This is a genomic window from Streptomyces sp. NPDC006140 (assembly GCF_040628815.1).
GTDB lineage: Bacteria > Actinomycetota > Actinomycetes > Streptomycetales > Streptomycetaceae > Streptomyces.
This window is the reverse complement of sequence record NZ_JBEXTS010000012.1, coordinates 318,938-342,005: the sequence shown is the minus strand read 5'-3', so window position 1 is coordinate 342,005 and position 23,068 is coordinate 318,938. Positions and strand designations below refer to the sequence as shown.

Annotated in this window: 25 protein-coding genes; 8 read left to right on the top strand and 17 right to left on the bottom strand. The window is 71.4% G+C overall.

What is annotated here, in order from left to right:
• Window positions 1-128: 128 nt before the first annotated feature.
• Genes ABZ386_RS29515 through ABZ386_RS29495 form a run of 5 tightly spaced genes read right to left on the bottom strand, consistent with a single transcriptional unit; the run spans window position 129 to window position 5,760 of the window.
• A complete protein-coding gene (locus ABZ386_RS29515) occupies window positions 129-1,439 on the bottom strand; it encodes a DUF58 domain-containing protein (RefSeq protein ID WP_351342159.1) in 1,311 nt (436 codons plus the stop codon).
• Window positions 1,439-2,428, bottom strand: a complete 990-nt coding sequence (locus tag ABZ386_RS29510; RefSeq protein ID WP_114253266.1) for a MoxR family ATPase — start codon at window positions 2,426-2,428, stop codon at window positions 1,439-1,441. The genes ABZ386_RS29515 and ABZ386_RS29510 overlap by 1 nt, the downstream gene beginning before the upstream one ends.
• A complete protein-coding gene (locus ABZ386_RS29505; protein ID WP_356506484.1) occupies window positions 2,428-3,624 on the bottom strand; it encodes a DUF4350 domain-containing protein in 1,197 nt (398 codons plus the stop codon). Before ABZ386_RS29505 ends, ABZ386_RS29510 begins: the two co-directional genes overlap by 1 nt.
• Window positions 3,621-4,361, bottom strand: a complete 741-nt coding sequence (locus ABZ386_RS29500; protein WP_358966594.1) for a DUF4129 domain-containing protein — start codon at window positions 4,359-4,361, stop codon at window positions 3,621-3,623. Before ABZ386_RS29500 ends, ABZ386_RS29505 begins: the two co-directional genes overlap by 4 nt.
• Window positions 4,362-4,392: 31 nt before the next feature.
• A complete protein-coding gene (locus ABZ386_RS29495) occupies window positions 4,393-5,760 on the bottom strand; it encodes a glycerophosphoryl diester phosphodiesterase membrane domain-containing protein (RefSeq protein WP_358966592.1) in 1,368 nt (455 codons plus the stop codon).
• A gap of 140 nt (window positions 5,761-5,900) precedes the next feature.
• On the opposite strand from ABZ386_RS29495, the gene mtnA reads away from it, so the two are divergent.
• Window positions 5,901-7,049, top strand: a complete 1,149-nt coding sequence (gene mtnA, locus ABZ386_RS29490; RefSeq protein WP_356620109.1) for an S-methyl-5-thioribose-1-phosphate isomerase — start codon at window positions 5,901-5,903, stop codon at window positions 7,047-7,049.
• 275 nt (window positions 7,050-7,324) lie between these two features.
• On the opposite strand, the gene ABZ386_RS29485 is transcribed toward mtnA, so the two are convergent.
• The 12 genes from ABZ386_RS29485 to ABZ386_RS29430 all read right to left on the bottom strand — a co-directional run bounded on the left by ABZ386_RS29485 (window position 7,325) and on the right by ABZ386_RS29430 (window position 13,941).
• Window positions 7,325-8,530 (bottom strand): site-specific integrase, encoded by a 1,206-nt coding sequence (locus ABZ386_RS29485; protein WP_358966588.1) that lies wholly within the window; start codon window positions 8,528-8,530, stop codon window positions 7,325-7,327.
• Entirely contained in the window at window positions 8,530-8,718 is a 189-nt protein-coding gene (locus ABZ386_RS29480) for a helix-turn-helix domain-containing protein (protein ID WP_358966585.1), read from the bottom strand. The genes ABZ386_RS29485 and ABZ386_RS29480 overlap by 1 nt, the downstream gene beginning before the upstream one ends.
• Window positions 8,715-10,106 carry a replication initiator protein RepSA gene (gene repSA, locus ABZ386_RS29475; protein WP_358966583.1) on the bottom strand — a complete coding sequence of 464 codons (1,392 nt, stop codon included), beginning with the start codon at window positions 10,104-10,106 and terminating at the stop codon, window positions 8,715-8,717. The genes ABZ386_RS29480 and repSA overlap by 4 nt, the downstream gene beginning before the upstream one ends.
• Window positions 10,107-10,110: 4 nt before the next feature.
• On the bottom strand, window positions 10,111-10,299 hold the full coding sequence (locus ABZ386_RS29470) for a hypothetical protein (RefSeq protein ID WP_358966580.1): 189 nt from the start codon (window positions 10,297-10,299) through the stop codon (window positions 10,111-10,113).
• A 5-nt stretch (window positions 10,300-10,304) separates the two neighbouring features.
• The gene (locus tag ABZ386_RS29465) at window positions 10,305-10,484 is read right to left on the bottom strand and encodes a hypothetical protein (protein ID WP_358966577.1); all 180 of its coding nucleotides are present in this window, start codon (window positions 10,482-10,484) and stop codon (window positions 10,305-10,307) included.
• A gap of 94 nt (window positions 10,485-10,578) precedes the next feature.
• Window positions 10,579-10,884, bottom strand: coding sequence for a SpdD protein (locus ABZ386_RS29460; protein ID WP_358966627.1), 306 nt, complete (start codon window positions 10,882-10,884; stop codon window positions 10,579-10,581).
• A gap of 14 nt (window positions 10,885-10,898) precedes the next feature.
• Window positions 10,899-11,054: a hypothetical protein gene (locus tag ABZ386_RS29455; RefSeq protein WP_358966575.1), complete on the bottom strand. Its 156-nt coding sequence runs from the start codon at window positions 11,052-11,054 to the stop codon at window positions 10,899-10,901.
• A gap of 14 nt (window positions 11,055-11,068) precedes the next feature.
• Window positions 11,069-11,257: a mobile element transfer protein gene (locus tag ABZ386_RS29450; protein WP_030067617.1), complete on the bottom strand. Its 189-nt coding sequence runs from the start codon at window positions 11,255-11,257 to the stop codon at window positions 11,069-11,071.
• Between the two features lie 20 nt (window positions 11,258-11,277).
• Window positions 11,278-11,943 carry a DUF2637 domain-containing protein gene (locus tag ABZ386_RS29445; RefSeq protein ID WP_358966573.1) on the bottom strand — a complete coding sequence of 222 codons (666 nt, stop codon included), beginning with the start codon at window positions 11,941-11,943 and terminating at the stop codon, window positions 11,278-11,280.
• A 71-nt stretch (window positions 11,944-12,014) separates the two neighbouring features.
• Window positions 12,015-12,182 carry a hypothetical protein gene (locus tag ABZ386_RS29440; protein WP_358966570.1) on the bottom strand — a complete coding sequence of 56 codons (168 nt, stop codon included), beginning with the start codon at window positions 12,180-12,182 and terminating at the stop codon, window positions 12,015-12,017.
• A gap of 86 nt (window positions 12,183-12,268) precedes the next feature.
• Window positions 12,269-13,609: an FtsK/SpoIIIE domain-containing protein gene (locus tag ABZ386_RS29435; protein WP_358966567.1), complete on the bottom strand. Its 1,341-nt coding sequence runs from the start codon at window positions 13,607-13,609 to the stop codon at window positions 12,269-12,271.
• Between the two features lie 2 nt (window positions 13,610-13,611).
• Window positions 13,612-13,941: a hypothetical protein gene (locus tag ABZ386_RS29430; RefSeq protein ID WP_358840356.1), complete on the bottom strand. Its 330-nt coding sequence runs from the start codon at window positions 13,939-13,941 to the stop codon at window positions 13,612-13,614.
• A gap of 162 nt (window positions 13,942-14,103) precedes the next feature.
• On the opposite strand from ABZ386_RS29430, the gene ABZ386_RS29425 reads away from it, so the two are divergent.
• The 7 genes from ABZ386_RS29425 (at window position 14,104) to raiA (ending at window position 22,976) form a co-directional block, all read left to right on the top strand.
• On the top strand, window positions 14,104-14,898 hold the full coding sequence (locus tag ABZ386_RS29425) for a GntR family transcriptional regulator (RefSeq protein ID WP_358966565.1): 795 nt from the start codon (window positions 14,104-14,106) through the stop codon (window positions 14,896-14,898).
• Window positions 14,895-15,560: a YdcF family protein gene (locus ABZ386_RS29420; protein WP_358966562.1), complete on the top strand. Its 666-nt coding sequence runs from the start codon at window positions 14,895-14,897 to the stop codon at window positions 15,558-15,560. The genes ABZ386_RS29425 and ABZ386_RS29420 overlap by 4 nt, the downstream gene beginning before the upstream one ends.
• A 608-nt stretch (window positions 15,561-16,168) precedes the next feature.
• The gene (gene mtrA, locus ABZ386_RS29415) at window positions 16,169-16,858 is read left to right on the top strand and encodes a two-component system response regulator MtrA (protein ID WP_003990656.1); all 690 of its coding nucleotides are present in this window, start codon (window positions 16,169-16,171) and stop codon (window positions 16,856-16,858) included.
• 1 nt (window position 16,859) lies between these two features.
• A complete protein-coding gene (gene mtrB / locus ABZ386_RS29410) occupies window positions 16,860-19,097 on the top strand; it encodes an MtrAB system histidine kinase MtrB (protein WP_358966559.1) in 2,238 nt (745 codons plus the stop codon).
• Window positions 19,087-20,919, top strand: a complete 1,833-nt coding sequence (locus ABZ386_RS29405; RefSeq protein ID WP_356506479.1) for an LpqB family beta-propeller domain-containing protein — start codon at window positions 19,087-19,089, stop codon at window positions 20,917-20,919. The genes mtrB and ABZ386_RS29405 overlap by 11 nt, the downstream gene beginning before the upstream one ends.
• 158 nt (window positions 20,920-21,077) lie before the next feature.
• Window positions 21,078-21,968, top strand: a complete 891-nt coding sequence (locus tag ABZ386_RS29400; RefSeq protein ID WP_358966556.1) for a ComF family protein — start codon at window positions 21,078-21,080, stop codon at window positions 21,966-21,968.
• Between the two features lie 312 nt (window positions 21,969-22,280).
• Window positions 22,281-22,976: a ribosome-associated translation inhibitor RaiA gene (gene raiA, locus ABZ386_RS29395; RefSeq protein WP_351342142.1), complete on the top strand. Its 696-nt coding sequence runs from the start codon at window positions 22,281-22,283 to the stop codon at window positions 22,974-22,976.
• The last annotated feature ends 92 nt before the right edge of the window (window positions 22,977-23,068 follow it).

Below are 23,068 nucleotides of genomic sequence, written 5' to 3'. Positions count from 1 at the left end.
CCGATGGTACTGCAGGGGGGACCCTGTGGGAGAGTAGGACGCCGCCGAACAATTTTTGGGAAAACCCCCGTATCTTCGGATGCGGGGGTTTTCTGTTTTTGGGCCCCTTCCGGGGCCCTTTGTTGTCGTTAGAGGCGTCCAGCCGCCTTCAGTGCCAAGTACGCGTCCGCCAGGGCCGGCGCGAGGTCGTCCGGTGTGGCGTCCACGACTGTGACGCCATGGCGACGGAGTTGTTCTGCGGTGCGGTGGCGCTCGGATTGGGCCTGGGCGGCCGCGGCGGCCTCGTAGACGGCGTCGACGTTTCCGCGGGCTTTCGCCATTTCGGTGATGTGCGGGTCCGCTACCGATGCCAGCAGAACCGTGTGCCGCTGGGTGAGCTGGGCGAGTACTGGGAGCAGGCCCTCCTCGATGGGGGCCGCGTCAAGCGTGGTGAGCAGGACGATCAGAGAGCGGCGGGGGGACGTACGGAGTGCCATGGCCGTGAGGCCCCGGGCGTCCGTCTCGACGAGCTCGGGTTCGAGCGTGGCCATCGCGTTCACCAGGGACGGAAGGACATCGCCTGCCGTGCGGCCCTGGACGAGGGAGCGGACCTTGCGGTCGTAGGCGAGGAGGTCCACGCGGTCGCCGGCGCGGGACGCGAGGGCCGCCAAGAGCAGGGCCGCGTCCATGGAGGCGTCAAGGCGGGGGGCATCGCCCACACGGCCCGCCGAAGTGCGGCCCGTGTCGAGGACCAGCAGGATGTGGCGGTCGCGTTCGGGGCGCCAGGTGCGTACAGCGACGGCGGACTGGCGGGCCGTGGCGCGCCAGTCGATGGAGCGGGTGTCGTCACCGGGGACGTACTCGCGGAGGCTGTCGAATTCGGTGCCTTCGCCGCGGGTGAGCACGCTGGTGCGGCCGTCCAGTTCGCGCAGGCGCGCCAGCTTGGAGGGCAGGTGCTTGCGGCTGGTGAACGGGGGCAGGACGCGCACCGTCCAAGGGGCCCTGTGCGTGCCCTGGCGGGAGAAGAGGCCGAGGGGGCCGTACGAGCGGATGGTGATCCGGTCGGCCTGGCGGTCGCCTCGGCGGGTGGGGCGCAGGCGGGTCGTGACGCGGCGGCGTTCGCCGGGCGGGACCGTGAGGCGGTGGCGGGAAGCCGTCGTTTCCGTGCCGGGCTGCCAGCTGCTGGGCGGCCAGGCGTCGCGGAGACGGGCGCGGAGGGGACGGCGGGACGGGTTGGTGATCGTGAGGGTCACGTCCGCCGTGTCGCCCAGGCGTACGGAGGTGTCGCCGGAGCGCGACAGGCCCAGGCGTCGTACGGGGGCGGCCAGGGCGAAGTCGCAGGCGCAGGCCACGGCCAAGGGTGCGTTGACCGCCAGGATGCCCGTCCAGCTGGGCTCCCAGATGCCCACGGGGAGGGAGCCCAGGGCCGCGAGGAGGGCGGCGCGTCCGGTGAGTGCCATCAGCGGGGAACGGGGACGTGGGCGAGGATCGCGTTGATGACGGAGTCGGCCGTCACGCCTTCCATTTCGGCCTCCGGGCGGAGCTGGACGCGGTGGCGGAGGGTCGGCAGGGCGAGGGCCTTCACGTCGTCGGGGATGACGTAGTCGCGGCCGGTCAGCCAGGCCCAGGCGCGGGCGGTGGCCAGGAGGGCCGTGGCGCCTCGGGGGGAGACGCCCAGGGTGAGGGACGGCGACTCGCGGGTGGCGCGGCAGATGTCGACGACGTAGGCGGTGATCTCCGGGGAGACCGTGGTCTTGGCGACGGCGGCTCGGGCTGCTTCCAGGTCGGCCGGGCCCGCTACGGGGCGTACGCCGGCGGCGTGGAGGTCCCGGGGGTTGAAGCCCTCGGCGTGGCGGGTGAGGACGTCGATCTCGTCCTGGCGGGAGGGGAGGGGGATGGTCAGTTTGAGGAGGAAGCGGTCCAGCTGGGCTTCCGGGAGGGGGTAGGTGCCCTCGTACTCGACCGGGTTCTGGGTCGCGGCGACCAGGAACGGGTCGGGGAGGGGGCGGGGGGTGCCGTCGACGGTGACCTGGCGTTCCTCCATGGCCTCCAAGAGGGACGACTGGGTCTTGGGGGGCGTGCGGTTGATCTCGTCGGCCAGGAGGAGGTTGGTGAAGACCGGGCCGGGCTGGAAGGAGAACTCGGCGCTGCGGGTGTCGTAGACCAGGGAGCCTGTGACGTCGCTCGGCATGAGGTCGGGGGTGAACTGGACGCGCTTGGTGTCGAGTTCGAGGGCGGAGGCGAGGGCGCGGACCAGGAGGGTCTTGGCGACGCCGGGGACGCCTTCGAGGAGGACGTGGCCGCGGCAGAGCAGGGCGACGACGAGGCCGGTCACTGCGGGGTCCTGGCCGACCACGGCCTTGGCGATCTCGGCGCGCAGGGCCTCCAGGGAGGCTCGGGCGGCGCCCGGGTCCCCGGTCTGCCCGGCGTTGTCAGTGGTCGGGTCCATCATGGACGGCGTACCTCTCTTTCGAGGGCGTCGAGTCGGTCGGCGAGTGCGATGAGTGCTGCGTCGTCGCTGGGCGGTGGTCCGAAGAGGAGGGTGTGCAGGTCCTGGCCGTCGCCGTGGAGGTGGGCGGACAGGGCGGGGATCAGGGCCTCGGGCGTGTGCGCCTGGGTGACGGGGACGCCGGTGAGGGGGGCGAGGCGGGTGCGGGTCGTGGAGCGAAGAGCGTCGGCCGCGCGGTCGCGGGCGTCGGCCTTGCGGTAGAGGCGGGCGCGGCCTTCGGCGGTTTCCGAGGCACGGATCGCGACGGGGAGTTTTTCGGGCACCAGGGGGCCGAGTCGGCGTGCCCGCCAGAGGGCGGCCAGGCCTGCGGCGAAGAAGAGTTGCAGGGTGCCCCAGAGCCAGCCCGAGGGGAGCAGGTCGAAGAAGCCGCGTTCGTCGTCGGCGCCGGTGGCCGAGGAGTCGGAGAGCGAGGGGAGGTACCAGACCAGATGGGGGCGGGAGCCGAGGAGTTGGAGGGCGAGCGAGGCGTTGCCCTGCTCGTCGAGGCGGTCGTTGAGGAGGATGTCGGGCGCGCCGAGGACGACGGTGTCGCCGTCTCCGCGGTCGGCCGGGATGCGCAGCAGGGTGGCCAGGCGTTCGCTCGGGTAGCACTCGTCGGCGTCGAGGTGGGTGGTCGTGTAGCGGACGCCGCCCGTTTCGGCGGTGCCGGCGCGGCGGGCGGCGGGCAGGTCGCACTTGGGGGAGAGCGCCGAGTCGAGGCTGGTGGCGGGGTCGGCGGTGACGCCGGGGGCGAGCTGTTCGATGGACGCGCTGCCGGAGGCGACCAGGACGGTACGGCCGCCCGAGTCGGCGAACGCGTCGTGCAGCCGGGACTGCTGACTGCGGGTCAGCAGGTCGGGGACGGCGACCAGGAGGGTCGTGTCGGGGCCGGCCGCGGTGGTGGCCTCGTCCAGGGTGGTGACCACGCGGGTGTCGACGCCCCGGTCCGCGAGGAGCTCGGCGACGGCGCGGCTGCCGCCCGGGTCGACGGAGCGCGGGTCGAGTTCGCCGTGCCGGGCGTCGGAGCGGAGCACGGCGATGGCGACGGCGCCCGCGAGGAGCACCACGAGGGCGAGGGCGATACCGCGCGCGCGGGTCCAGACCTGGCGTGCGGTGGGCGAGGCCGAGGTGGACGGGAGCGTGGCCTCGGTGGTCATTCGGCGGCTCCCTGGCGGGTGTTGGGGGCCGTGTTGGCGCTGCTGGCGGCGAGCTGGGGCTTGGTGCGTTCCAGGTCGCGGTCGAGTTCGGCGATGCGGTGGTACGACTGCTCGGTCGCGGACCGGCCGCCGTACGTGACGTCGTCGAAGTCGTGGGCGGCGGTGCGCAGTCGGTCCGTGTGGTCGGGCAGGGCGCGGCCGGCTTCGGCGGCGGCCTCGTCGGCGGTGCGGCCGGGGCGGGCGTCGAGCAGGGCGCGTTCCTCCAGGGCGCGGACGAGGGCGCGCATGCGTTCCTGGACGGCCTGGTTCCAGTGTCCCTGGGCGGCGTGTGCCTCGGCGGCGGCGCGGTGGTCGGCGGCGTTGCGGGGGCGGTCGTCGAACAGGGCGGCGGACGAGGTGGGTTGGCGGCGCGGGGTGCCCAGGCGCCACCACAGGGCGCCCAGGACCGCGAGGACGGCCAGGATGATGACGGCCAGGCCGAGTGCGCCGCCGGGTGTGGCGGTCGAGGCGGCGTTGAAGAGTTTGTCGAGCCAGTCCCAGAAGGCGTCGAGGGCGCGCTGGAACAGGCTGGGGTCGTCCTCGTGGTACATCCGTTTGGACAGCTCGCGTCGGGCCGCCTCGCGCGCGGGGTCGCGCGGGACGGTGAGGGGCGGCTCGTCGGCGGAGCGGGCCGGCGACAGCAGGGAGCTGTCGCCGGCGCGCAGCAGTGTCCGTATGGCGGCGCTGGGCAGCGCCATTGTGAGAAGTTCCCCCGCCGGGCTCACCGCATCAGCTCCCCGGTGTGTTGCCGGGGGCGGTGGGGCCGTAGCCCTGCACACCGGCGGCGCGGGCCAGTTCGAGGTCGAGGGCCTCGCGGCGGATGCGCTGGTCGATGTAGAGGAGCACGGTGACGCCCGCCGTGATCGGGAACGTGATCATGGAGCCGATCACCGAGCCGATGCCGCTGACGATGAGGAACGTCCAGCCCAGGCTGGCCGCACCGGTGTTGAGCCAGCCGGTGATGCCGTCGCCGCTGAGGGCCGCGGCGAGGAAGGTGAAGGGGATGACGATGATCGAGGCGACGACGTTCGCGATGATCGTGGCGAGCAGCTGGATGCCGAAGATCCGCCACCAGGTGCCCTGGACCAGTTTCGCGGAGCGGCTCATCGCCTTCTTGATGCCCTGCTTCTCCAGCATGAGGGCGGGCGAGGCCAGGGAGAAGCGGATCATCAGCCACAGGGCGACGATGCCGGCGCCGATGATGCCCAGGATGGTCAGCGCGACGCCCGGCCCGGTGCTCCCGGCGGCGGCGATGAGGATGCCGGGCAGGGTGCCCGCGGTGACGATGCCGGCGGTGATGAACAGCAGCAGGCAGATGAGGCCGAACAGTTTGAGGACCTGAGGGCGGGCGTCCCGCCAGGCCTCGCCGATGGTGACCGACTTGCCGAGCACGGCGCGGCTGGTGACGGTGGTGAGCAGGGCGGTCGCGATGACGGTGCCGACCAGGGAGATCACGAAGATCACGCTGGAGTTGAGCAGGGCGTCGCCCATGGCGCGGCTCAGCTCGCTGAGGGTGGCGCTCGGGTCGTTGAGGGCCTCGGTGCTGGAGTCGTTCAGGACGAGGCCCTGGAACAGCACGACGATGATCTCGGTGAGGACCGCGACGGTCAGGGAGATGCCCAGGACCGTGCGCCAGTGGGTGCGCATGGTGGAGACGGCGCCGTCGAGGATCTCGCCGACGCCGAGCGGGCGGAGGGGGATGATGCCGGGCTTGGCGGCGGGCGGGGGGCCGCCCCAGCCGCTTCCCCAGCCCCCGTGGCCTCCGGGGTGTCCGTAGCCTCCGGGGCCGTATCCGCCAGGGCCGCCGGGGCCGTATCCGCCGGGGGGCTGGTTGCCCCAGCCCGGGCCGGGTGGTGGGGGCGGGGGAGCCTGGCCGGGGCCGGCCGGGCCGCTGGGGGCGGACCACTGGGCCGGTGGCGGCTGCTCCTTGGACCACTGCGGGCCGGTGCCCTGCGGGGTCTGGCCCGGCTGTCCCGGCTGGTCGGCGGGTTGCGCGGGCCCGGGGCGGTCGGCGGGCTCGGCAGGGCCGGACGCGTCAGGCTTCTGCCCGTCGGACGGGGCGGATCCGGGCGAGGCCCAGCCCGGAGTGTCGTTCATCGTCGCTCCTTCACGGTGCCCGTCCGCGGTCGCGGCGGCAGGTTGGCAGCCATCGTGCCATGGGGTGGTCTTGGTGTGACCGGCCGCGGTATGGGCTGCGTACCTTCAATTGTCCGCTCCATACGGGGCAGACTGACCGCATGGCTGATCAGTACGCGTACAGCGGCGATGACAAGCGGCCGACCGAGATCCCGGCGATCCGTTGGGAAGAGCCACCGGAAGGCCCCGTTCTGGTCTTGCTGGACCAGACGAGGCTGCCCGCGGAGGAGGTCGAACTGGTCTGTACGGACGCGCCCGCGCTGGTGGAGGCGATCCGCTCGCTCGCCGTGCGCGGGGCGCCCCTGCTCGGCATCGCGGGGGCGTACGGCGTCGCGCTCGCCGCCGTGCGGGGCTTCGACGTGGACGAGGCCGCGGCGGCGCTGGCGAGTGCCCGGCCGACCGCGGTGAATCTGGCCGTCGGTGTGCGCCGGGCGCAGTCGGCCCACGAGGCGGCGCTCGCCAAGGGAGGTGACGTCCGGCAGGCGGCCGCGGCGGCGCTGGCCGCGGCGCGGCAACTGCACCGGGAGGACGCCGAGGCCAGTGGGCGGATGGCCGAGCACGGGCTGGCGCTGCTGGACGAGCTGCTGCCCGGTGGCGGGCACCGGATCCTCACCCACTGCAACACCGGTTCGCTGGTGTCGGGCGGCGAGGGCACGGCGTTCGCGGTGGCGCTCGCGGCGCACCGGGTGGGCCGGCTGCGGCGGCTGTGGGTGGACGAGACGCGTCCGTTGCTGCAGGGCGCGCGTCTGACGGCGTACGAGGCGGCCCGCAGCGGGATGGCGTACACGCTGCTCACCGACAACGCGGCGGGGTCGCTGTTCGCCGCGGGCGAGGTGGACGCGGTGCTGATCGGGGCGGACCGGATCACGGCGGACGGGTCGGTGGCGAACAAGGTGGGGAGCTATCCGCTGGCGGTGCTGGCGCGGTACCACCATGTGCCGTTCATCGTGGTGGCGCCGGTGACGACCGTGGACCTGGACACGGCGGACGGGGCGTCCATCGAGGTCGAGCAGCGTCCCGGGCACGAGGTGACCGAGGTGGTGGCGCCGCAGGTGCCGGTGGCCGGTGCGGAGGCGGGAGGCGGGATCCCGGTGGCGCCGCTGGGGACGCAGGCGTACAACCCGGCGTTCGACGTGACTCCGCCGGAGCTGGTGACGGCGATCGTCACGGAGGAAGGCGCCGTATCGCCCGTCACGGCCGAGGCGCTCGCCGAGGTGTGTGCCCGGTCGCGCCGGGTGGCGGCGGGCTGAGCCGAGCGGCTGCCGGAGCGGGTGCCCGGGTGGTGCCGGCTCCGGCGTGCTCGCCCGTCGTGCCGTGGCCGCGGAGGTCGTCGAAGATCGGCGGCGGCGGGAAAGGAGGGCAGACAGTGGCGCTCCCTGCGACTATGGTCACTGGCCGGTGACCTACCTCACCACTGCCTTCGCCACTGTTATGAGAATGGGATGCTCTCACCCTGATCAACGGAAACGGCCCCCCTACCTGCGACGATGCGCGGGGAGAGGGGCCGTGACATCCAACGGTGACATCAAGCGGCTTCTGAAACCGAGTGCGCCACCTCCAGCTCACGGATCCGGGCCGGCTGCCGAAGCAGCCGATCGAGCTGTGCCACAGCCTCGATGACATCCGGGTCCAGGGCCTCAGCGTAGATGTCCATCGTCGTTGCGATCCGGCTGTGCCGAAGGATCGCCTTGACGACCCTGGGATGCACTCGCAGGTGGACCAGGAGCGTGCCGCAAGACTTGCGGAGGCCCTTGGGGTTCATCTTGTCGAGCCCCTCCGCTTCGATGATCCGCTGCATGACCAGGTAGAAGTGAGCCGCTTGCAGCGGACGTCCAGTACGCGTGACGAACACGTGCCCGTCGGGATCATCGAACCAAGGGCGTCCTCGACTGATCGCTTGCTCCCGCAGCCAGGCCGTGCGCAAGCGGGCCCAGCGCAGGGGTGCGATGCACTGTGCAGGCAAAGGCAGAGCAGCCTTCGAGGTCTCCGTCTTGAGATCCACGTCGACCGTGCCGGCGCTGGTGCGCTGCCGCTGCTTCTCAACGAGGATGACCCGGTTGTCCAGGTCGATGTCCTCCCAGCGCAGTCCGCACACCTCGGCGCGACGCAGGCCCAGGAGGCACACGACCAGGAATGCCGGGTAGTACGGGGTACGGCGTCGAGCAGCGGCCAGGAAGCGCAGCACGCTCACGGCGTCCCAGCTCTTCCCGCTGTCCGTAGTCGCTCGCACATGGACGAGCTTGGCCACGTTCCGAGTCACCCCGATGTCTTCGACCATCGCGGCCGTCAGCGCCGCTGAGAGCGCTCGAAGCACCCGCTTGGCGGTCTTCGCCCCTTCGTCCTCTGCAAGTCGCTGGATGACCCCGCGAAGCTCCTTCACGCCCAACTTGACCATGACCTTAGAACCCAGTCGGGGGCGGAGATGAAGCCGCACGGCCGCCTCGTAGGTTCGGTAGCTGTTATGTGCCAGGTTGGGCTTGACGATGACCTCAAGCCAGTAGTCGAACCACTGTCCCAAGGTCATGTCGCGGGTCGGAGTCGGAATGCCGCCGTTGGCACGGTCGATCAGCTCACGGCGCTTGCTGTCGCACTCGTCGTAGGTCCGTCCATACGCATACTTGCGCTTCACCGTCCCGTCCGGCTGCGGAACGTACACGGCAGCCTGATAGCGACCATCAGCACGCTTCGTGACCGTGCCGGAGCCGTTGGGATTGCGCTTCCGCCGAGGCATCAGGCGGCCTCCTCAAGGCGAGCCCGGATGTACTCCTCAACCGCGCTCTCCGGAATCCGCCGGCAACGCCCCTCAGTGATCGAGCGGAGCCGCTTCGTGCGGATCAGGTCGTAGACCTTGGAACGGCCGTACTTGAGCCGCGTCATGACCTCAGGGACGGTCAGCAGCGTGGTTGGTGCGGCGGTCATGCAGTGGCTCCTTCCAGGTCGAGCAGGGCGGGTAGTTCGTCGCGGGCAATCTCGCGGTTGTGTTGGATGTCGCGGCGGATGTTGGCGGCGAGCCAGGACTCGCCGGGGGTGTGGCCGTGGCCGGCGTAGGACCAGTGGGCGAGGGTCAGGGTGGTTGCCTCCTCGTCGTCGGGGTCGGGCAGGCCGAGGGCCTCGCGTTGCTGGGCGGCGCGGTAGTCGGCGCGGGTCTGGCGCAGCGCGCCGAGGGTGGTGGAGTAGCGGCGGGACTTGGTGGAGAAGTGGCCCCGGAAGCCGAGCATGTGAGCCCAGTCCCGGAGCTTGCGGTCCGGGTAGAGCGCGTGCAGGTCCAGGCAGGCCTCAATGAGTCGGCGGGGGTGGTCAGGCACGCCGAGCAGGACCAGGGCCTCCTTGTTGCCGATGCGGCGGTCTACGGTGCCGGTGGTCTCAGCCGCTTTGGTGGCGTACTTGGCCACGTAGGAGGCGACAGCCTGTTCGGTGATCTCCTCGCCGTGGCCGAAGGCGCCGATCGGCTGCACGTCGAGCTGCGTGCCCCAGTGCAGCGTGCGGGCGGGCTGGTCACCGGCGGGGGGAACGTCGACCGCGACGCGGGCGGCAGCGGCTCGGATGGAGTCGGTGAGCAGGTCGAGGGTGGCCCAGGCCGGCGGCGGGTCGTCTGGCCCGTCAGGACCGTCGAAGCGGATCACGGCATGGAAGTGCACGGCCCCGCGCTTCTGGTACTCGGCGACCTTGCCGAAGGAGACCCGTGACTGTTCCTTGGCAGCCTTCTGGGTCAGGCCGGCCCGCTTGGCGACCTCACGGCGCAGGTAGATCGTGAAGTAGCGCCACAGCTCGGAGGCGTGGTTGTTCCACAGCACGGCGCCGGCGTAGTCGTATGTGGCCGGGTCGAGCGGGGTGCCAAGTTCGGGCGCGTCCTCGCCGTGGCGTTGGCCGCAGCGGCAGGGCCGGTTACCGGGGCGGTTGTGGACCGGGCCGAACGAGGGCGCGGTCAGGGTGGCGAAGACCCGGGGGTGGTCCCGGATCGTGTGCGGGGTGCCCTTGGCGGGGTCGCCGACGAGTCCGGCCCGGATCAGGTGGTAGGTGTCCCCGGCGTAGGTCCAGGCGCAGGCCGGGCAGCGGGAGGCACGGCGGTTGCCGCAGGCGACCCGGAGCCGACCTCCGGGCTCGGTGTCCGTCGAGTACGAGTGCAGGACATGCCCGGTCGTGGCGTCGCGGGTGACGGTGGAGCCTTGCAGGTGGATGGGGTCGGAGCAGCCGCCGGTGCGGCGGATCTGTTCTTGGATGCGGTCGAAGCCGGGAGACCCGGCCACCCTCAGCACGTCGGCGAGGGTGGCCGGGTCCAGGCCCGCCATGGTGGCGGTGTCGGTCACGCTGTCACCCCTCCGCGTGGGCGGAGCCGTGGTTGGCCTCCCAGCCCTGGACCAGGAGGCGGACCTGGTTGTCACCGGTCGCGGTGGCGCTCGCGCCGCAGTGGCACACGGCGGAGCCCTGGGCCGGGGCGTTCGGGGACGGCTTGCTGATGTGCAGGCCGGGGCGATCCGGGGTCGGCGTCAGGTCGCCCATGCTGGTCACCTCCCGGTCCGCGCGAAGGCGGCGGGGAGGGTGCGGCCGGTGCCCTGGCAGGTCGGGCAGCCGACACGGAGGGTGGCGCGGGTGCCGTCGGCGTGGCGGCTGCCGGTGGTGATGGCGACGGTGGCGAAGCCGTCGCAGTCGCGGCAGACGGGCGTGTTCTGGGCGTGCTGGGGCATGATGGGGCTTCCCTTTCGGGTCCGTTGGGTCTGGAAGGGGTGCAGGCGCCCGGAGCGGCGGAAGTTTGGCGACCGAGGCCGCTCCGGGGGCCGTTTAGCGGTGGTTGTTGAAGTCCTTGACCATCGAGCGGAGGACGACCGCGACCACGGCGACGGACGTGGCGGTGATGGCGACCGCGAGGAGCATGGAGACCAGGACCGCGCCGACGACGAGGACCACGGCGCCTCCGCCGGCGGCGAGGGCGAGCGCGCTGCCGGGGGTGAGCTGGACGGTCGGCCGGTTCGAGGCCGGGGCGACCGGGGCCGAGTTCGGCTGGACGGGCGCCGGGGTGTGGGTGGCCGGCGCGGCAGCCGTGGCCGGGGGTGCGGTGTCCTTGGGCGGGTACTTCGGCGTGAACACGAGGGTTGGTCCCTTCACTTGAGGACGGTGCTGAGGGCGGGGGCGAGGAAGCTTCCGGCGACGAGGTAGCCGCCGACCAGGAGCACGGCGACCAGCCACCACGGCGGGCGCGCGAGCTTGACGCCGAGCCATCCGATGACGAGCAGGGCGAGCCAGAGCGGGACATCCATGGCGAGATCTCCTCTCAGGCCTTGCAGCGGTGGGTGCGGGCGGCGAGTTCGGCGCCAGCGCGGGTGTCGTAGTCGGCGGCGAAGCCGCAGCCAGGGGCGGTGCAGGCGGCGGTGTGCTTGTCGCGGCCACGGCCGTCGTAGGACGTGGCGACCTGAACGGGGCCGATGCGGATCACGTTGCGGAACCGGCGGTAGGCGGTCATGGGCGGTTTCTCCCTTCTGGTCAGGTGAGTTGGAGTTCGGCGGCGATGGCGTCGGCCATCGGGGCGGGCAGTTGGAGCCGGGCGGAGAGCGCCTCGGCGGGCATCGGAGAGCCGGTGGAGGCCTGGTGAGCGTCGGCGATCTTCCGGGCGTGGTCGAGCAGCGCGATCGGAACCGTGGGGGCGCTGGGCGCGGGCTGCGGCGGGGCGGAAGTCAGCTCCGGCACGGTCTCGACAGAGGCCGAGTCGGGGTCGGGCTCGTCGGTGCGGTGCATCTCGACTTCCGGCGCGGGCACCTCGTCCACAGCCTGTGTGGGAGAGATCGGGTCAGCCGGGGTGTGGACCAGCAGGGTTCCGCCCAGGAAGGCCAGGGCGGGCCAGCCGGCGACGAGGATGCGTAGCCAGGCGGGCACGTGCTCCAGGTTGAGGAGTCCGGCGGTGGCGATGTTCGCGCCGAGCGAGGCGGTCAGGGCGATGACGAACCAGGTCCAGGCGGAGCGGTCGCGGCGGGCTGTGCGCAGTCGGCGCCAGGCGGCGACCAGCAGCAGATCAACCGAGACCGGGTAGGCCCAGGCTTTCCAGCCGGTCTGTCCGGCCGCTTCGGCCAAGTCGTGCAGGTGGGCGAAGGACAGCGCACCGGCGATAACGGCCTGAACGAGGACGGCATCCGGGCGGATCGAGCGGGGCATGAGGGCACCTCCCTTCGGGGGTTGGGCCAGGGGCGGGCGGGGAGCGGTGTCCGGCCGCCCGGCCCGGCGGGTCAGTCGGGTGCCTGGCCGGAGCCGAGGCAGTTGAGGCAGAGGCCGGACTGTTCGCCGACGACACGGCGTTTGCGGCCCACGCGGACGGTGCGGGTGACTTCACCGGTGCCGTGGCAGACCGGGCAGTCGTTCGCTTCGGTCTCGCGGGTGTCGGTGTCGGTGGCCATCGGTGGTGCCCTCCTTCCGGCTTTTCGGCATGGCGGGGGTAGGGACCTGGCGCGATGCGGTCGCGCCGACCGTGGCGGTACGGGTGTTACTCGGTGACCGGTCGGGGCTTGACGAGCGATGGACCGGCCGCCGGCGCCTCAGCAGGCACGTGCGGGCGGAACGGTTCGAGGAACGGCAGGTCCGGCACCAGGTGGGCGAAGTCCCGGCAGATGGCGACGACCTCTTCCCGCAAGGTGTCCGGGGTGCGGATCTTCGACCAGCCGCCGGAGGCGTCCGCCGCGACAGCCGTGCCGGGGCGGTTCATCGGGATCAGGCTCGCGGCCGGAACGGCGTCCGGGGCCACGTCCGCCAGGCCCATTTCGGCGGTCTGCTTGTCGTTGACGCGGTGCACCACACGGCCGGTGAGCTGAGCCCGCAGCATGGTGGCGCCCTTGCCCAGGTCCGAGCCGAAGCGCTGCCCGCAGATCTCCAGGTAGATGCCGATCGCCCGGGCCATCTGCGCCAGCCGGATCAGCGCGGTGACAATCCGTTCCCGGCGCTCCTCATCCTTCTTGGAGGAGATCAGGAACAGTTCCGCCACCTCGTCGACCAGGACCACGACCGGCACCGGCCGCGCGCCGGCGGGCAGTTCCCACAGATCGGAGACACCGTGCCGGCTGAGAAGGTCGAAGCGGTCTTCCATCTCCGCAACCAGGACACCGAGCAGCGAGGCGGCATCATCAGGGCTGGTGACCAGCGCCGACAGGCGAGGCGCGAACGCGGACTGTTCCACCCCGCGCTTGCAGTCGATGCCGACCAGGGCCACCGGCAGTTGCGCAAGCCCCTTGATCAGGTTGCGCTGATACATGGACTTGCCGGAGTGGTTGGCGCCCAGGGTGAGCGCCATGGGCGCCTTGCGGTAGTCCCGCTCGAACGCGGTCCCGTCTTCCCGCACGGCGACCGGCACCACCATGTCGTGCGGGCGGGCCTTGCGGGGCATCCGCACCCGGCGCAGCACGTCGTAGCCGGTCATCCGCAGCTCGACGAAACCGGGCTTCGTCTCCACCACGGTCACCGAGTGGACTCCCCAGGCGTGCCGCAGCCGTTCCGAGGAAGCCATCACGTCGGCGGGCTCCAGGCCGGCGGGAAGCCGCAGAGTCACCCGCAGCCCCGTCGACGTACCACGTATGCGGCGGATCTTCGGCGGGACCGGCTGCACCTCACGGCGGGCCACGTTGCGGGTCATGAACGCCCGCAGGCCCGACGGGTGCACCGTCAGCCCGCACACGTCCATCGTCGAGCGGTACGACAGGGTGAAGCGGCCCCAGGCCACCGGCATCCCCACCAGCGACCAGTACACGCGAGGGGCGCGTACCTTCGCGTAGCCGAGACCGCCGGCACCCGCTAAGGCTCCCGTGGCCTCCAGCCACATCGTCCAGTCGGTCATGGTCAGACCGCCGGGGTGATCGCGACCGCGCGGAACGAGATCCCGTGCCGCTTCTGGCCGTTGAACTCGTTCTCCCAGTCCCGCGCCTTCAGGCCGATGACCTTCACCGGCGTCCCCGGCACCAGCCCCTCCGGGAGACCCGTCTCCGGCACGGTCACCTGGTAGAGGTTCCCCTCTCCCTCGTCCGAGACCAGCAGGCCCACGGTCGACAGGCTCGCGTTGGTCTCCCGGTCCACGGCCCGCTCACCGGTCTTCTTGTTGACCATCTTCGGTTCCGGTGCGGTTGCCACGAACACAACAGCGGTCGACGTGTCGATCTTGAACGACGGCATGAAGACTCCTTGTGTCTCACAGCTTTGGAGCAGCCCAAAGAAGGCCTTCCTTCCCGCTGTCCTAGGACTGCGGTGGGCATGGCATGACTGTGGCACGCAGTCCCAGGACTGTCAACAGTCCTGGGACTGTGGTTGACTGGTTGTGTCGAGAGGAGTCAGGCAATGACGCCCAAGTGGCGGGAGCTGGCGGACAAGCTGGCTGAGCAGATCAAGAGGGGCGAGTACGCGCCCGGCCAGCAGCTCCCGCAGATCAGGGAGCTGGTCGCAGCAGGCGAGGGCTCGAAGTCCACGGTTCATCAGGCCTACAAGGCTCTTGAGGCCGAGGGACTGGTGACCTCATCTCGCGGTCACGGAACTGTGGTGCGGGAGCGAGTGCCTCTCAAGCGCCTCGGCATTGCCAGGTACGACAAGGCCAAGTGGCGGGACGGTGACGAGGTTGCCTTCATCGCGGACCGCGTGGCTTCCGGACGGGGATACCGCCGGAATGAGCAGACGCAGACGGTCAGTCGCGTCGTAGCGCCACCGGAGGTAGCAGCCGCACATGGCCTGCCGGAAGGCGCCGAGGTTTACGCCCGCGCGCGACTGGTCAAGGAAGGCGACCAGCCGACGCACACGCTGACCAGCTACTACCGACCCGAGCACGTTGAAGGCACCCGCCTCGTCGATCCCACGCCGGGACCCGCCGGCCGAGGCGGCGGATTTCGCGTGCTGTACGACGCGGGTTACGAGATCGATCACATGAAGGAGCGACTGTTTGCCCGTGCTGCCACACCGGACGAGGTGAAGCAGCTCCAGCTACCTCCCGGCGAACCGGTCGTCGAGTTGCATCGGACGACCTACACGGCCACAGGCACAGTTGTGGAATTCGCCATTGGGGTACACGCGGCGTCGCGCTTCGCGTGGGAGTACGACTTCAAGGTGCCCGACTCGGCGAAGGACAGGGAAGAGCCGCAGTGATCTCAGCACAGGATTGGGCAGACGCCCGACGCGTGTGGGACTACCACCAGATGGGTCACTCGGTCCGGCCGTGCTCGGTTGCCATCGGGCTTGGCAGCCACGACTTGGGCGTAGCCGATACGGCAGCGGACCTGTACAAGCGCGGTATGGCCCCCCTGCTCCTGTTCACCGGTGCCACCAGCCCCACGACACGGGAACGCATGCCCCGCGGTGAAGCCGTCCACTACCAGGAACGGGCACTGGAACTCGGTGTCCCTAGCACGGCCATTCTGGTGGAGCCACGCGCCCGCAACACGGGTGAGAACATCCGCTTCTCGCGAGAGCTGTTGGAAGAGGCCGGTATCGAGGTGTCCTCGGTGCTTCTGATCAGCAAGCCGTACGAGGAGCGGCGGGCGTACGCCACCGCGCGGAAGCTCTGGCCCGGAGTCGAGATTGTCAGCGCCTCCAGTCCGATGACGCTGGACGAGTACGTCGACTCCATCGGTGACGCCCGCTTGGTGATCGCCATGCTGGTCGGTGCGGTTCAGCGGCTGATGATCTACCCGGAGCAGGGATTCATGATCAGCCAGCCACTACCTGCTGACGTGCGTGAGGCGTACGAGCGCCTTTGCCAGGCCGGATTCACGAGCCGACTCCTGACCGCCGACACATCTTCATCCTGACCAGGCGGCAGCGAAGCTGTTACAGGTTTCTCTACCTCATCAAGCCCCGGCTGCGCTCCGCTCCGCCGGGCGCGCTTCCCGGCTCCGCTCCGGGCGCCGCTCCTGCCTTCGGCCCGCTCCGCCCGCGCTGCGCCGACGCGCGCCCACGCGTGGATTGGGCCGGTAGCCATGAGTCGATCACCGCACGCAACGCCTGCGGTTAGAACGATGCCTCCGGCGGGGGATCGGCCGGCACCGGGATGGAGGGGGCGCCGTTCCCGACTGCGGGCCCGTAGTGGCGTGCGCGGGAGGCTCCCATCCCGTACGCCATCGACCCAGGCAGAGCCGAGCAGACGCGGCCCATGGCGTCCAGGTCGTTCGTACAGTGGCGCGCTCCACCTGGACGCCATGAACCACGCCTGCTCCACGGTGTGTGGGTCGACGGCGTACGGGATGGGAGCTGGGGAGGCTGGTGGGTGAAGGAGGATGGTGAGCTGGACGGTCGAGCTGACATCCGCTGCTGACATCAACACCGGCGGACAATGGCAGACAGCTACGGCTCAGTACGACTATCGTCACTGGTCAGTGACCTGCCTCACCCGCACCTACGCCGCCGTTATGAGAATGGGATGATGTCGTTTATGAAGGGACGAGTCCTTGTCGTCGACGACGACACCGCACTGGCCGAGATGCTCGGCATTGTGCTGCGTGGTGAGGGTTTCGAGCCGTCTTTCGTTGCCGACGGCGACAAGGCGCTGGCCGCCTTCCGCGAGTCCAAGCCCGATCTGGTGCTGCTGGACCTGATGCTGCCCGGCCGGGACGGTATCGAGGTGTGCCGGCTGATCAGGGCGGAGTCCGGGGTGCCGATCGTGATGCTCACGGCGAAGAGCGACACCGTCGATGTCGTCGTGGGCCTGGAGTCGGGCGCGGACGACTACATCGTGAAGCCGTTCAAGCCGAAGGAGCTGGTGGCCCGGATCCGGGCGCGGCTCAGGAGGTCGGAGGAGCCCGCTCCGGAGCAGCTCGCCATCGGTGACCTGGTCATCGACGTGGCCGGGCACTCCGTGAAGCGGGACGGGCAGTCGATCGCGCTGACGCCGTTGGAGTTCGACCTGCTGGTCGCGCTCGCGCGCAAGCCGTGGCAGGTGTTCACGCGCGAGGTGCTGCTGGAGCAGGTGTGGGGTTACCGGCACGCGGCGGACACGCGGCTGGTGAACGTGCACGTGCAGCGGCTGCGCTCCAAGGTCGAGAAGGACCCGGAGAAGCCGGAGATCGTGGTGACGGTCCGTGGTGTCGGGTACAAGGCAGGGCCGAGCTGACATGTCCGGCGACAGTGCCGCTTCGGCGCCCGGCCGGTCCGGGGCCCGCCCGGGGCGGCCTGTCGGGCGGAGGAAACCCGGCTCGCGCTGGGCGCGGTTCCTGGAGAGCGGGCTGCTGCAGGGCGGGGTCCAGGGCAGTCCGGTCATCCGGCTGTTCATGCGGTGGGTGCGCCGGCCGTTGCTGCCCGTCATGCGGTTGTGGCGGCGCAACATCCAGCTCAAGGTCGTCGTCACCACGCTGCTGATGTCGTTGGGCGTGGTCCTGCTGCTGGGCTTCGTGGTCATCGGGCAGGTGCGCAACGGCCTGCTCGACGCCAAGGTGAAGGCGTCCCAGAGCCAGGCCACGGGCGGGTTCGCGGTGGCCAAGCAGCGGGCCGAAGAGGCGGGGAGCGGCGCCGGTGACGACATCGCCACGGCGGACGGGCGTCCCGCGCAGAACGTCAGCGAGTGGATGAGCGACCTCGTCTCCTCGCTGTCCAGCGGCGGCCAGGGCGCCTTCGACGTGGTGACGCTCCCTGCCTCCGACGCGGACGGCGCGGGCGGCCGTGGGCAGCGTGCCTCCGGCGAGGTGGACTGGAGCAGGAGCGTGCCCGCCGACCTGCGCGAGCGGATCGGCAGCAGCACGACGGCCGCGCAGAGCTACACCCGCATCACGTACAACAACCCGGCCAAGGACTCCCAGCCGGGCCTGATCGTCGGCCAGCAGGTGGACGACCCCAACGGCGACCCGTACCAGCTCTACTACCTCTTCCCGCTCACGCAGGAGGAGAAGTCGCTGAGCCTGGTCAAGGGCACGCTGGCGACGGCGGGGCTGTTCGTCGTCGTGCTGCTCGGGGCCATCGCCTGGCTCGTGGTGCGGCAGGTCGTCACGCCGGTGCGGATGGCGGCGGGGATCGCGGAGCGGCTGTCGGCCGGGCGGCTGCAGGAGCGGATGAAGGTCACCGGCGAGGACGACATCGCGCGGCTCGGCGAGGCCTTCAACAAGATGGCGCAGAACCTCCAGCTGAAGATCAGCCAGCTGGAGGACCTGTCGCGGATGCAGCGCCGGTTCGTGTCGGACGTGTCGCACGAGCTGCGTACGCCGCTGACGACCGTGCGGATGGCCGCGGACGTGATCCATGAGGCGCGGGAGGACTTCGACCCGGTGACCGCGCGGTCGGCGGAGCTGCTCGCGGACCAGCTGGACCGGTTCGAGTCGCTGCTCGCGGACCTGCTGGAGATCAGCCGTTTCGACGCGGGCGCCGCGGCACTGGAGGCGGAGCCGATAGACCTCAGGGACGTCGTACGGCGGGTGGTCAGCGGGGCCGAGCCGCTCGCGGAGCGCAAGGGCACGCGGATCCGCGTCCTCGGCGACCAGCAGCCCGTCGTCGCCGAGGCCGACGCCCGGCGCGTGGAGCGCGTGCTGCGCAACCTCGTGGTCAACGCCGTCGAGCACGGCGAGGGCAACGACGTGGTCGTCAAGCTCGCCGCGGCGGGCGGCGCGGTCGCGGTCGCGGTGCGGGACTACGGGGTCGGGCTCAAGCCGGGCGAGGCGACCCGGGTGTTCAGCCGCTTCTGGCGGGCCGACCCGGCACGCGCGCGTACCACGGGCGGTACGGGGCTGGGGCTGTCCATCGCCCTGGAGGACGCGCGGCTGCACGGTGGCTGGCTGCAGGCGTGGGGCGAGCCGGGCGGCGGTTCGCAGTTCCGGCTGACGCTGCCCAGGACCGCTGACGAGCCGCTGCGGGGCTCCCCGATACCGCTGGAGCCCAAGGACTCCCGGCGCAACAGAGGGCTCGACGACGCGGGGCTGCCGTGTGGCGGCGGGGACGGCGAGAAGCGGGCGACCGTGCCGGCGCAGCCGGCGAACGGGCCGGTGCCCCCGCGGGCCAAGCAGGACCCCATACCGCCGCGGGCGGCTGCCGCGGCGGCCGATCCGACGGCCCTGCCCGGCAACGGCGCGCGCGTGGTGCCACGGCCCGCCTCGGGGGCGCGACGGCAGGACGAAGCGGGATCAGCGGAGCCGTCGACGCGGGACAGCGATGTGAGTGGTCCGGCAGGGGCCACCGGTGTCGGCGAGGTAAGCGACCCGGCCGGTGCCGGACGGGGACCGGCCGTGAGCGACCCGGATGGTGCCGAACGGGGACCGGTCGTGAACGGGCCCCGGGAAGCGGACGGGGACGAGGGAGCCGCAGCCCCGGGCCGCGAGACCGAGGCGGGGGACGCGAAGAGGCAAGGGGAGGCATCTCGTGGGCGCTGACCGCGAAGGGCGCGGCAGGCGTACGCCCGCGCGCGTGATGGCGTACGCCGCCGGTGGCGTCCTGCTGCTGGCAGGGTGTGCCTCGATGCCCGACAGCGGGGACCTGCGGAGTGTGGAGTCCACACCGCGTCAGGAGAGCCAGGTGCGGGTGTTCGCCGTCCCGCCCGGTGAGGACGCGGCGCCCTCGGAGATCGTGCAGGGCTTCCTGGAGGCGCTGACCAGCGATGATCCGGACTACAAGACGGCACGCCAGTACCTGACCGGCGAGGCCGCGAAGACCTGGCGGCCGGAGCTGTCCACCACCGTGCTGACGGAGGGGCCGGGCGCCAAGCCCGAGGGGACGGGCGGCCGGGAGGACACCGGCGACATCACGTACCGGCTGACCGGCACCAAGGTCGCCACCGTGGACGCGCAGCAGGCGTATGCGCCCGCCACCGGGGAGTACGGCAGGACCGTGCACCTGACGCAGGACGACAAGAGCGGGCAGTGGCGGATCGACGTGCTGCCGCAGGGCGTCGTCATGGGCGAGTCGGACTTCCAGCGCAACTACATGTCCGTCAACAAGTACTACCTCGCTTCGAACACCGTGGCGGCCGGGGAGGACTCGCAGCCCACGGCGGTCGCCGATCCCGTCTATGTGCGGCGGCGCGTGGATCCCATGACGCAGACCGTGCGTTCCCTGCTCAACGGGCCCACGCGGTGGCTCGGGCCCGTGGTCCGGTCGAGCTTCCCGACCGGCACGGCGCTGGCGAAGGACGCGGGCGCGCTGACGCCCGACGACCGGAACAGGCTGACGGTCCCCCTCAACGACAAGGCCGCGGGCATCGGCACCAACCGGTGCCAGGAGATGGCGGCCCAGATGCTGTTCACGCTGCGGAACCTCAGCCCCGCGGTGGACGAGGTGGAGCTGCGGGCCGACGGTACGGAGCTGTGCGCGCTCTCGCAGGGGGCGGCCGAGGCGACGGCCTTCCGCAGCTCGGTGCGGCCACCCGACTACCTGTACTTCGTCGACGGCAAGGACCGGCTCGTACGGATCCCCGCGGGCAACACCGGCACCAAGCCGGACCCGGCGCCGGGGGCGCTCGGCGAGGGCGACACGGCGCTGCGCTCGGTCGCGGTCTCGCGCGACGAGCACACCGCGGCCGGCGTCAGCCTCGACGGCAGATCGCTGTACGTGGGGTCGCTGGTCTCGGGCGGTTCGCTGGGCGAGCCGGTGCTGCGCAGCCACGGCCGGACCGAGTCCGACCGGCTGACCACTCCCAGCTGGGACGCGGACGACGGCCTGTGGGTGGCCGACCGGGACCCGGACGACCCCCGGCTGCTCCTGCTGGAGGACGGCAAGGGCGAGCCGCTGGAGGTGCGCACGCCGCACCTGGACGGCCGGATCCAGGCCGTGCGGGTAGCCGCCGACGGGGTGCGGATCGCGCTCGTCGTGGAGAAGGGCGGCAAGAAGACGCTGCTCATCGGGTTGATCGAGCGGGATGAGAAGCCGGGCGGGAAGCCGGCCGTCAGGGTGGTCGAACTGCGCTCCGCGACTCCGGAGTTGGAGGAGGTCACGGCCATGTCGTGGGCCGGGGACAGCCGGCTCGTGGTGGTCGGACGCGAGCACGGGGGCGTGGAGCAGATGCGGTACGTCCAGGTCGACGGTTCCACGCCGGACGTACCGGCGCCCGCGGCCCTGACCGGCGTCAAGGAGGTCACGGCCGCCGAGGACGACCAGCTGCCGCTGGTGGCGTACTCGGTGGACGGGATCGTCCGGCTGCCGTCGGGTGAGCAGTGGCAGAAGGTGACGGAGGGGACGGCGCCGGTCTATCCGGGGTGAGGCGGGGGCGTCCGGTGCCCCGGATCGGCCTCCGCAGGGGGCTATCACTCGGCCATCACTCGTGTGAGGGACGAGCAGCTCGCCGAGCGGTGACTTGTCCACAGGTGGGTTTTCCACAGGGGTGGCCGGGGCGGGTCCGTGTCGGCAGAGTGGTGTCCATGCGGGGGTGGTGGCAGGACCTCACCGACCTGGTGCTGCCGGGCGAGTGCGGGGGCTGCGGGAGGCCTCGTGCGGTGCTCTGCGCGGAGTGCCGTGCGGTGCTGAGCGGAGCCGCGGTGTGTCGTGTGCGGCCGGTGCCGGAGCCGCCCGGGCTGCCCGTGGTCCACGCGGCGGCTCGGTACGCGGACGAGGTCCGGGCGACGCTGCTGGCCCACAAGGAGCGGGGTGCCCTGGCGCTCGCGGGCCCGCTCGGGGTGGCCCTGGCCGGAGCGGTGCGGGCGGGCCTTCAGGAGGCCTGGGCCTCGGAGGGGGCCGGGCTGGTGCGGTCGTGGGAGAGCGGGGCTCCCGTGCTGCTCGTGCCCGTGCCGTCCGGGCGGCGGGCCGTGCGGGCCCGGGGGCATGATCCCGCGCGGCGGATCGCGCTCGCCGCGGCGGGCCGGCTGCGGCGGAGCGGGATCCCGGCCCGGGTGCTCGGCGTGCTGCGGCAGAAGCGGGCCGTGGCCGACCAGTCACGGCTCAACTCCCGCCAGCGGCTGGGCAATCTCGCGGGCGCGCTCGCGGTGGCGCCCGGTGCTGCCCGGCTGCTCTCCGCGGGCCCGGTCGTCCTCGTGGACGACGTGATGACCACCGGGGCGTCCCTGGCGGAGGCCGCGCGGGCGGTGCGGGCGGCGGGGCCGGTTTCGAACGCTGGGGGGACCGCGGCCGTGTACGAGGGAGAGACCTGGGAAAGCAGAGAGGAACAGAACGTCGGATCAACGCGAGAGAGGACGGGCCGGCGGCCCGGCCGGCAGGGAATCGCGGGCGCGGGCGGCGCCGGCGGAGTCGTTGACGTGGTGTGCGCGGCAGTGGTCGCGGCGTCACCGGAAGCTTTCCAAATAAACCGGAACTGACTGAGATCTTGCGTCGTTGCAGGTAACGAGAGGGCTTATTCACCTGAACGGAGGTACGCCGCGGTAGAGGGTGACGACATCCGTCCGGGCGAGATATGTTCGGTTGAGAGGGAAAGCCGCAGGCCACACCTCTCAAATCCGATTGCCGTGCTGCGGGTTTTTCTTCATCACTCGCGCCGGTGGAGTGGAGATCTCGCCCCCGGGGGAGGAGGTGGAAGTCACCGAGTCCGAGGTTCCGGGGTTCACCGGAGCCTGGTGCAAAAAGGGAGATGCTCCGCAGCGAGGCGGAGCGATCCGGGAACGGAGTTCTGCGTGGACATCGTCGTCAAGGGCCGCAAGACCGAGGTGCCCGAGCGGTTCCGGAAGCACGTGGCCGAGAAGCTGAAGCTGGAGAAGATCCAGAAGCTCGATGGCAAGGTGATCAGCCTCGACGTCGAGGTGTCCAAGGAGCCCAATCCGCGGCAGGCCGACCGCTGTGACCGAGTGGAGATCACCCTCCGCTCCCGCGGTCCGGTGATCCGGGCGGAGGCAGCGGCGAGCGATCCCTACGCGGCGCTCGACCTGGCGGCGGAAAAGCTGGAAGCCCGGCTGCGCAGGCAGCACGACAAGCGGTTCTCGCGCCGTGGCGCGCGCCGGATCCCCGCCGCCGAGGTCGCCGACCACGTCCCGGGTGTGGCGACGCTCAACGGGAACGGCCTGGTGACGGCCTCCGAGGAGGAGCCGGAAGCCGTGCCCACGAAGAAGATCGGCTCGCTGGAAGTGCAGGGTGACGGCCCCATCGTCGTCCGCGAGAAGACCCACGTCGCAGCCCCCATGACCCTCGACCAGGCTCTCTACGAGATGGAGCTGGTCGGGCACGACTTCTACCTGTTCGTCGACTCCGAGACCAAGGAACCGAGTGTCGTCTACCGACGGCACGCCTATGACTACGGCGTGATCCACCTCAGCACGGACACGATGGTCACACAGGCGCACTCCCCCGACGCGGGTGGTGCGCTCGGCGGCTGACCGTGCCGGGTGACAGCGGAGCAGGTGCCCCTGGAGCGCGTGTGCGCCCCCAGGGGCACCCCTGTGCGACCGCTTCGCGCACCGCTCCGTCA

Bases quoted from the DNA above. Each gene is read 5' to 3' on its own strand.
- ABZ386_RS29515 (WP_351342159.1), bottom strand. From the start codon at position 1,439: ATGGCACTCACCGGACGCGCCGCCCTCCTCGCGGCCCTGGGCTCCCTC.
- ABZ386_RS29510 (WP_114253266.1), bottom strand. From the start codon at position 2,428: ATGGACCCGACCACTGACAACGCCGGGCAGACCGGGGACCCGGGCGCC.
- ABZ386_RS29505 (WP_356506484.1), bottom strand. From the start codon at position 3,624: ATGACCACCGAGGCCACGCTCCCGTCCACCTCGGCCTCGCCCACCGCA.
- ABZ386_RS29500 (WP_358966594.1), bottom strand. From the start codon at position 4,361: ATGGCGCTGCCCAGCGCCGCCATACGGACACTGCTGCGCGCCGGCGAC.
- ABZ386_RS29495 (WP_358966592.1), bottom strand. From the start codon at position 5,760: ATGAACGACACTCCGGGCTGGGCCTCGCCCGGATCCGCCCCGTCCGAC.
- mtnA (WP_356620109.1), top strand. From the start codon at position 5,901: ATGGCTGATCAGTACGCGTACAGCGGCGATGACAAGCGGCCGACCGAG.
- ABZ386_RS29485 (WP_358966588.1), bottom strand. From the start codon at position 8,530: ATGCCTCGGCGGAAGCGCAATCCCAACGGCTCCGGCACGGTCACGAAG.
- ABZ386_RS29480 (WP_358966585.1), bottom strand. From the start codon at position 8,718: ATGACCGCCGCACCAACCACGCTGCTGACCGTCCCTGAGGTCATGACG.
- ABZ386_RS29470 (WP_358966580.1), bottom strand. From the start codon at position 10,299: ATGGGCGACCTGACGCCGACCCCGGATCGCCCCGGCCTGCACATCAGC.
- ABZ386_RS29465 (WP_358966577.1), bottom strand. From the start codon at position 10,484: ATGCCCCAGCACGCCCAGAACACGCCCGTCTGCCGCGACTGCGACGGC.
- ABZ386_RS29455 (WP_358966575.1), bottom strand. From the start codon at position 11,054: ATGGATGTCCCGCTCTGGCTCGCCCTGCTCGTCATCGGATGGCTCGGC.
- ABZ386_RS29450 (WP_030067617.1), bottom strand. From the start codon at position 11,257: ATGACCGCCTACCGCCGGTTCCGCAACGTGATCCGCATCGGCCCCGTT.
- ABZ386_RS29445 (WP_358966573.1), bottom strand. From the start codon at position 11,943: ATGCCCCGCTCGATCCGCCCGGATGCCGTCCTCGTTCAGGCCGTTATC.
- ABZ386_RS29440 (WP_358966570.1), bottom strand. From the start codon at position 12,182: ATGGCCACCGACACCGACACCCGCGAGACCGAAGCGAACGACTGCCCG.
- ABZ386_RS29435 (WP_358966567.1), bottom strand. From the start codon at position 13,609: ATGACCGACTGGACGATGTGGCTGGAGGCCACGGGAGCCTTAGCGGGT.
- ABZ386_RS29430 (WP_358840356.1), bottom strand. From the start codon at position 13,941: ATGCCGTCGTTCAAGATCGACACGTCGACCGCTGTTGTGTTCGTGGCA.
- ABZ386_RS29425 (WP_358966565.1), top strand. From the start codon at position 14,104: ATGACGCCCAAGTGGCGGGAGCTGGCGGACAAGCTGGCTGAGCAGATC.
- mtrA (WP_003990656.1), top strand. From the start codon at position 16,169: ATGATGTCGTTTATGAAGGGACGAGTCCTTGTCGTCGACGACGACACC.
- mtrB (WP_358966559.1), top strand. From the start codon at position 16,860: ATGTCCGGCGACAGTGCCGCTTCGGCGCCCGGCCGGTCCGGGGCCCGC.
- ABZ386_RS29400 (WP_358966556.1), top strand. From the start codon at position 21,078: ATGCGGGGGTGGTGGCAGGACCTCACCGACCTGGTGCTGCCGGGCGAG.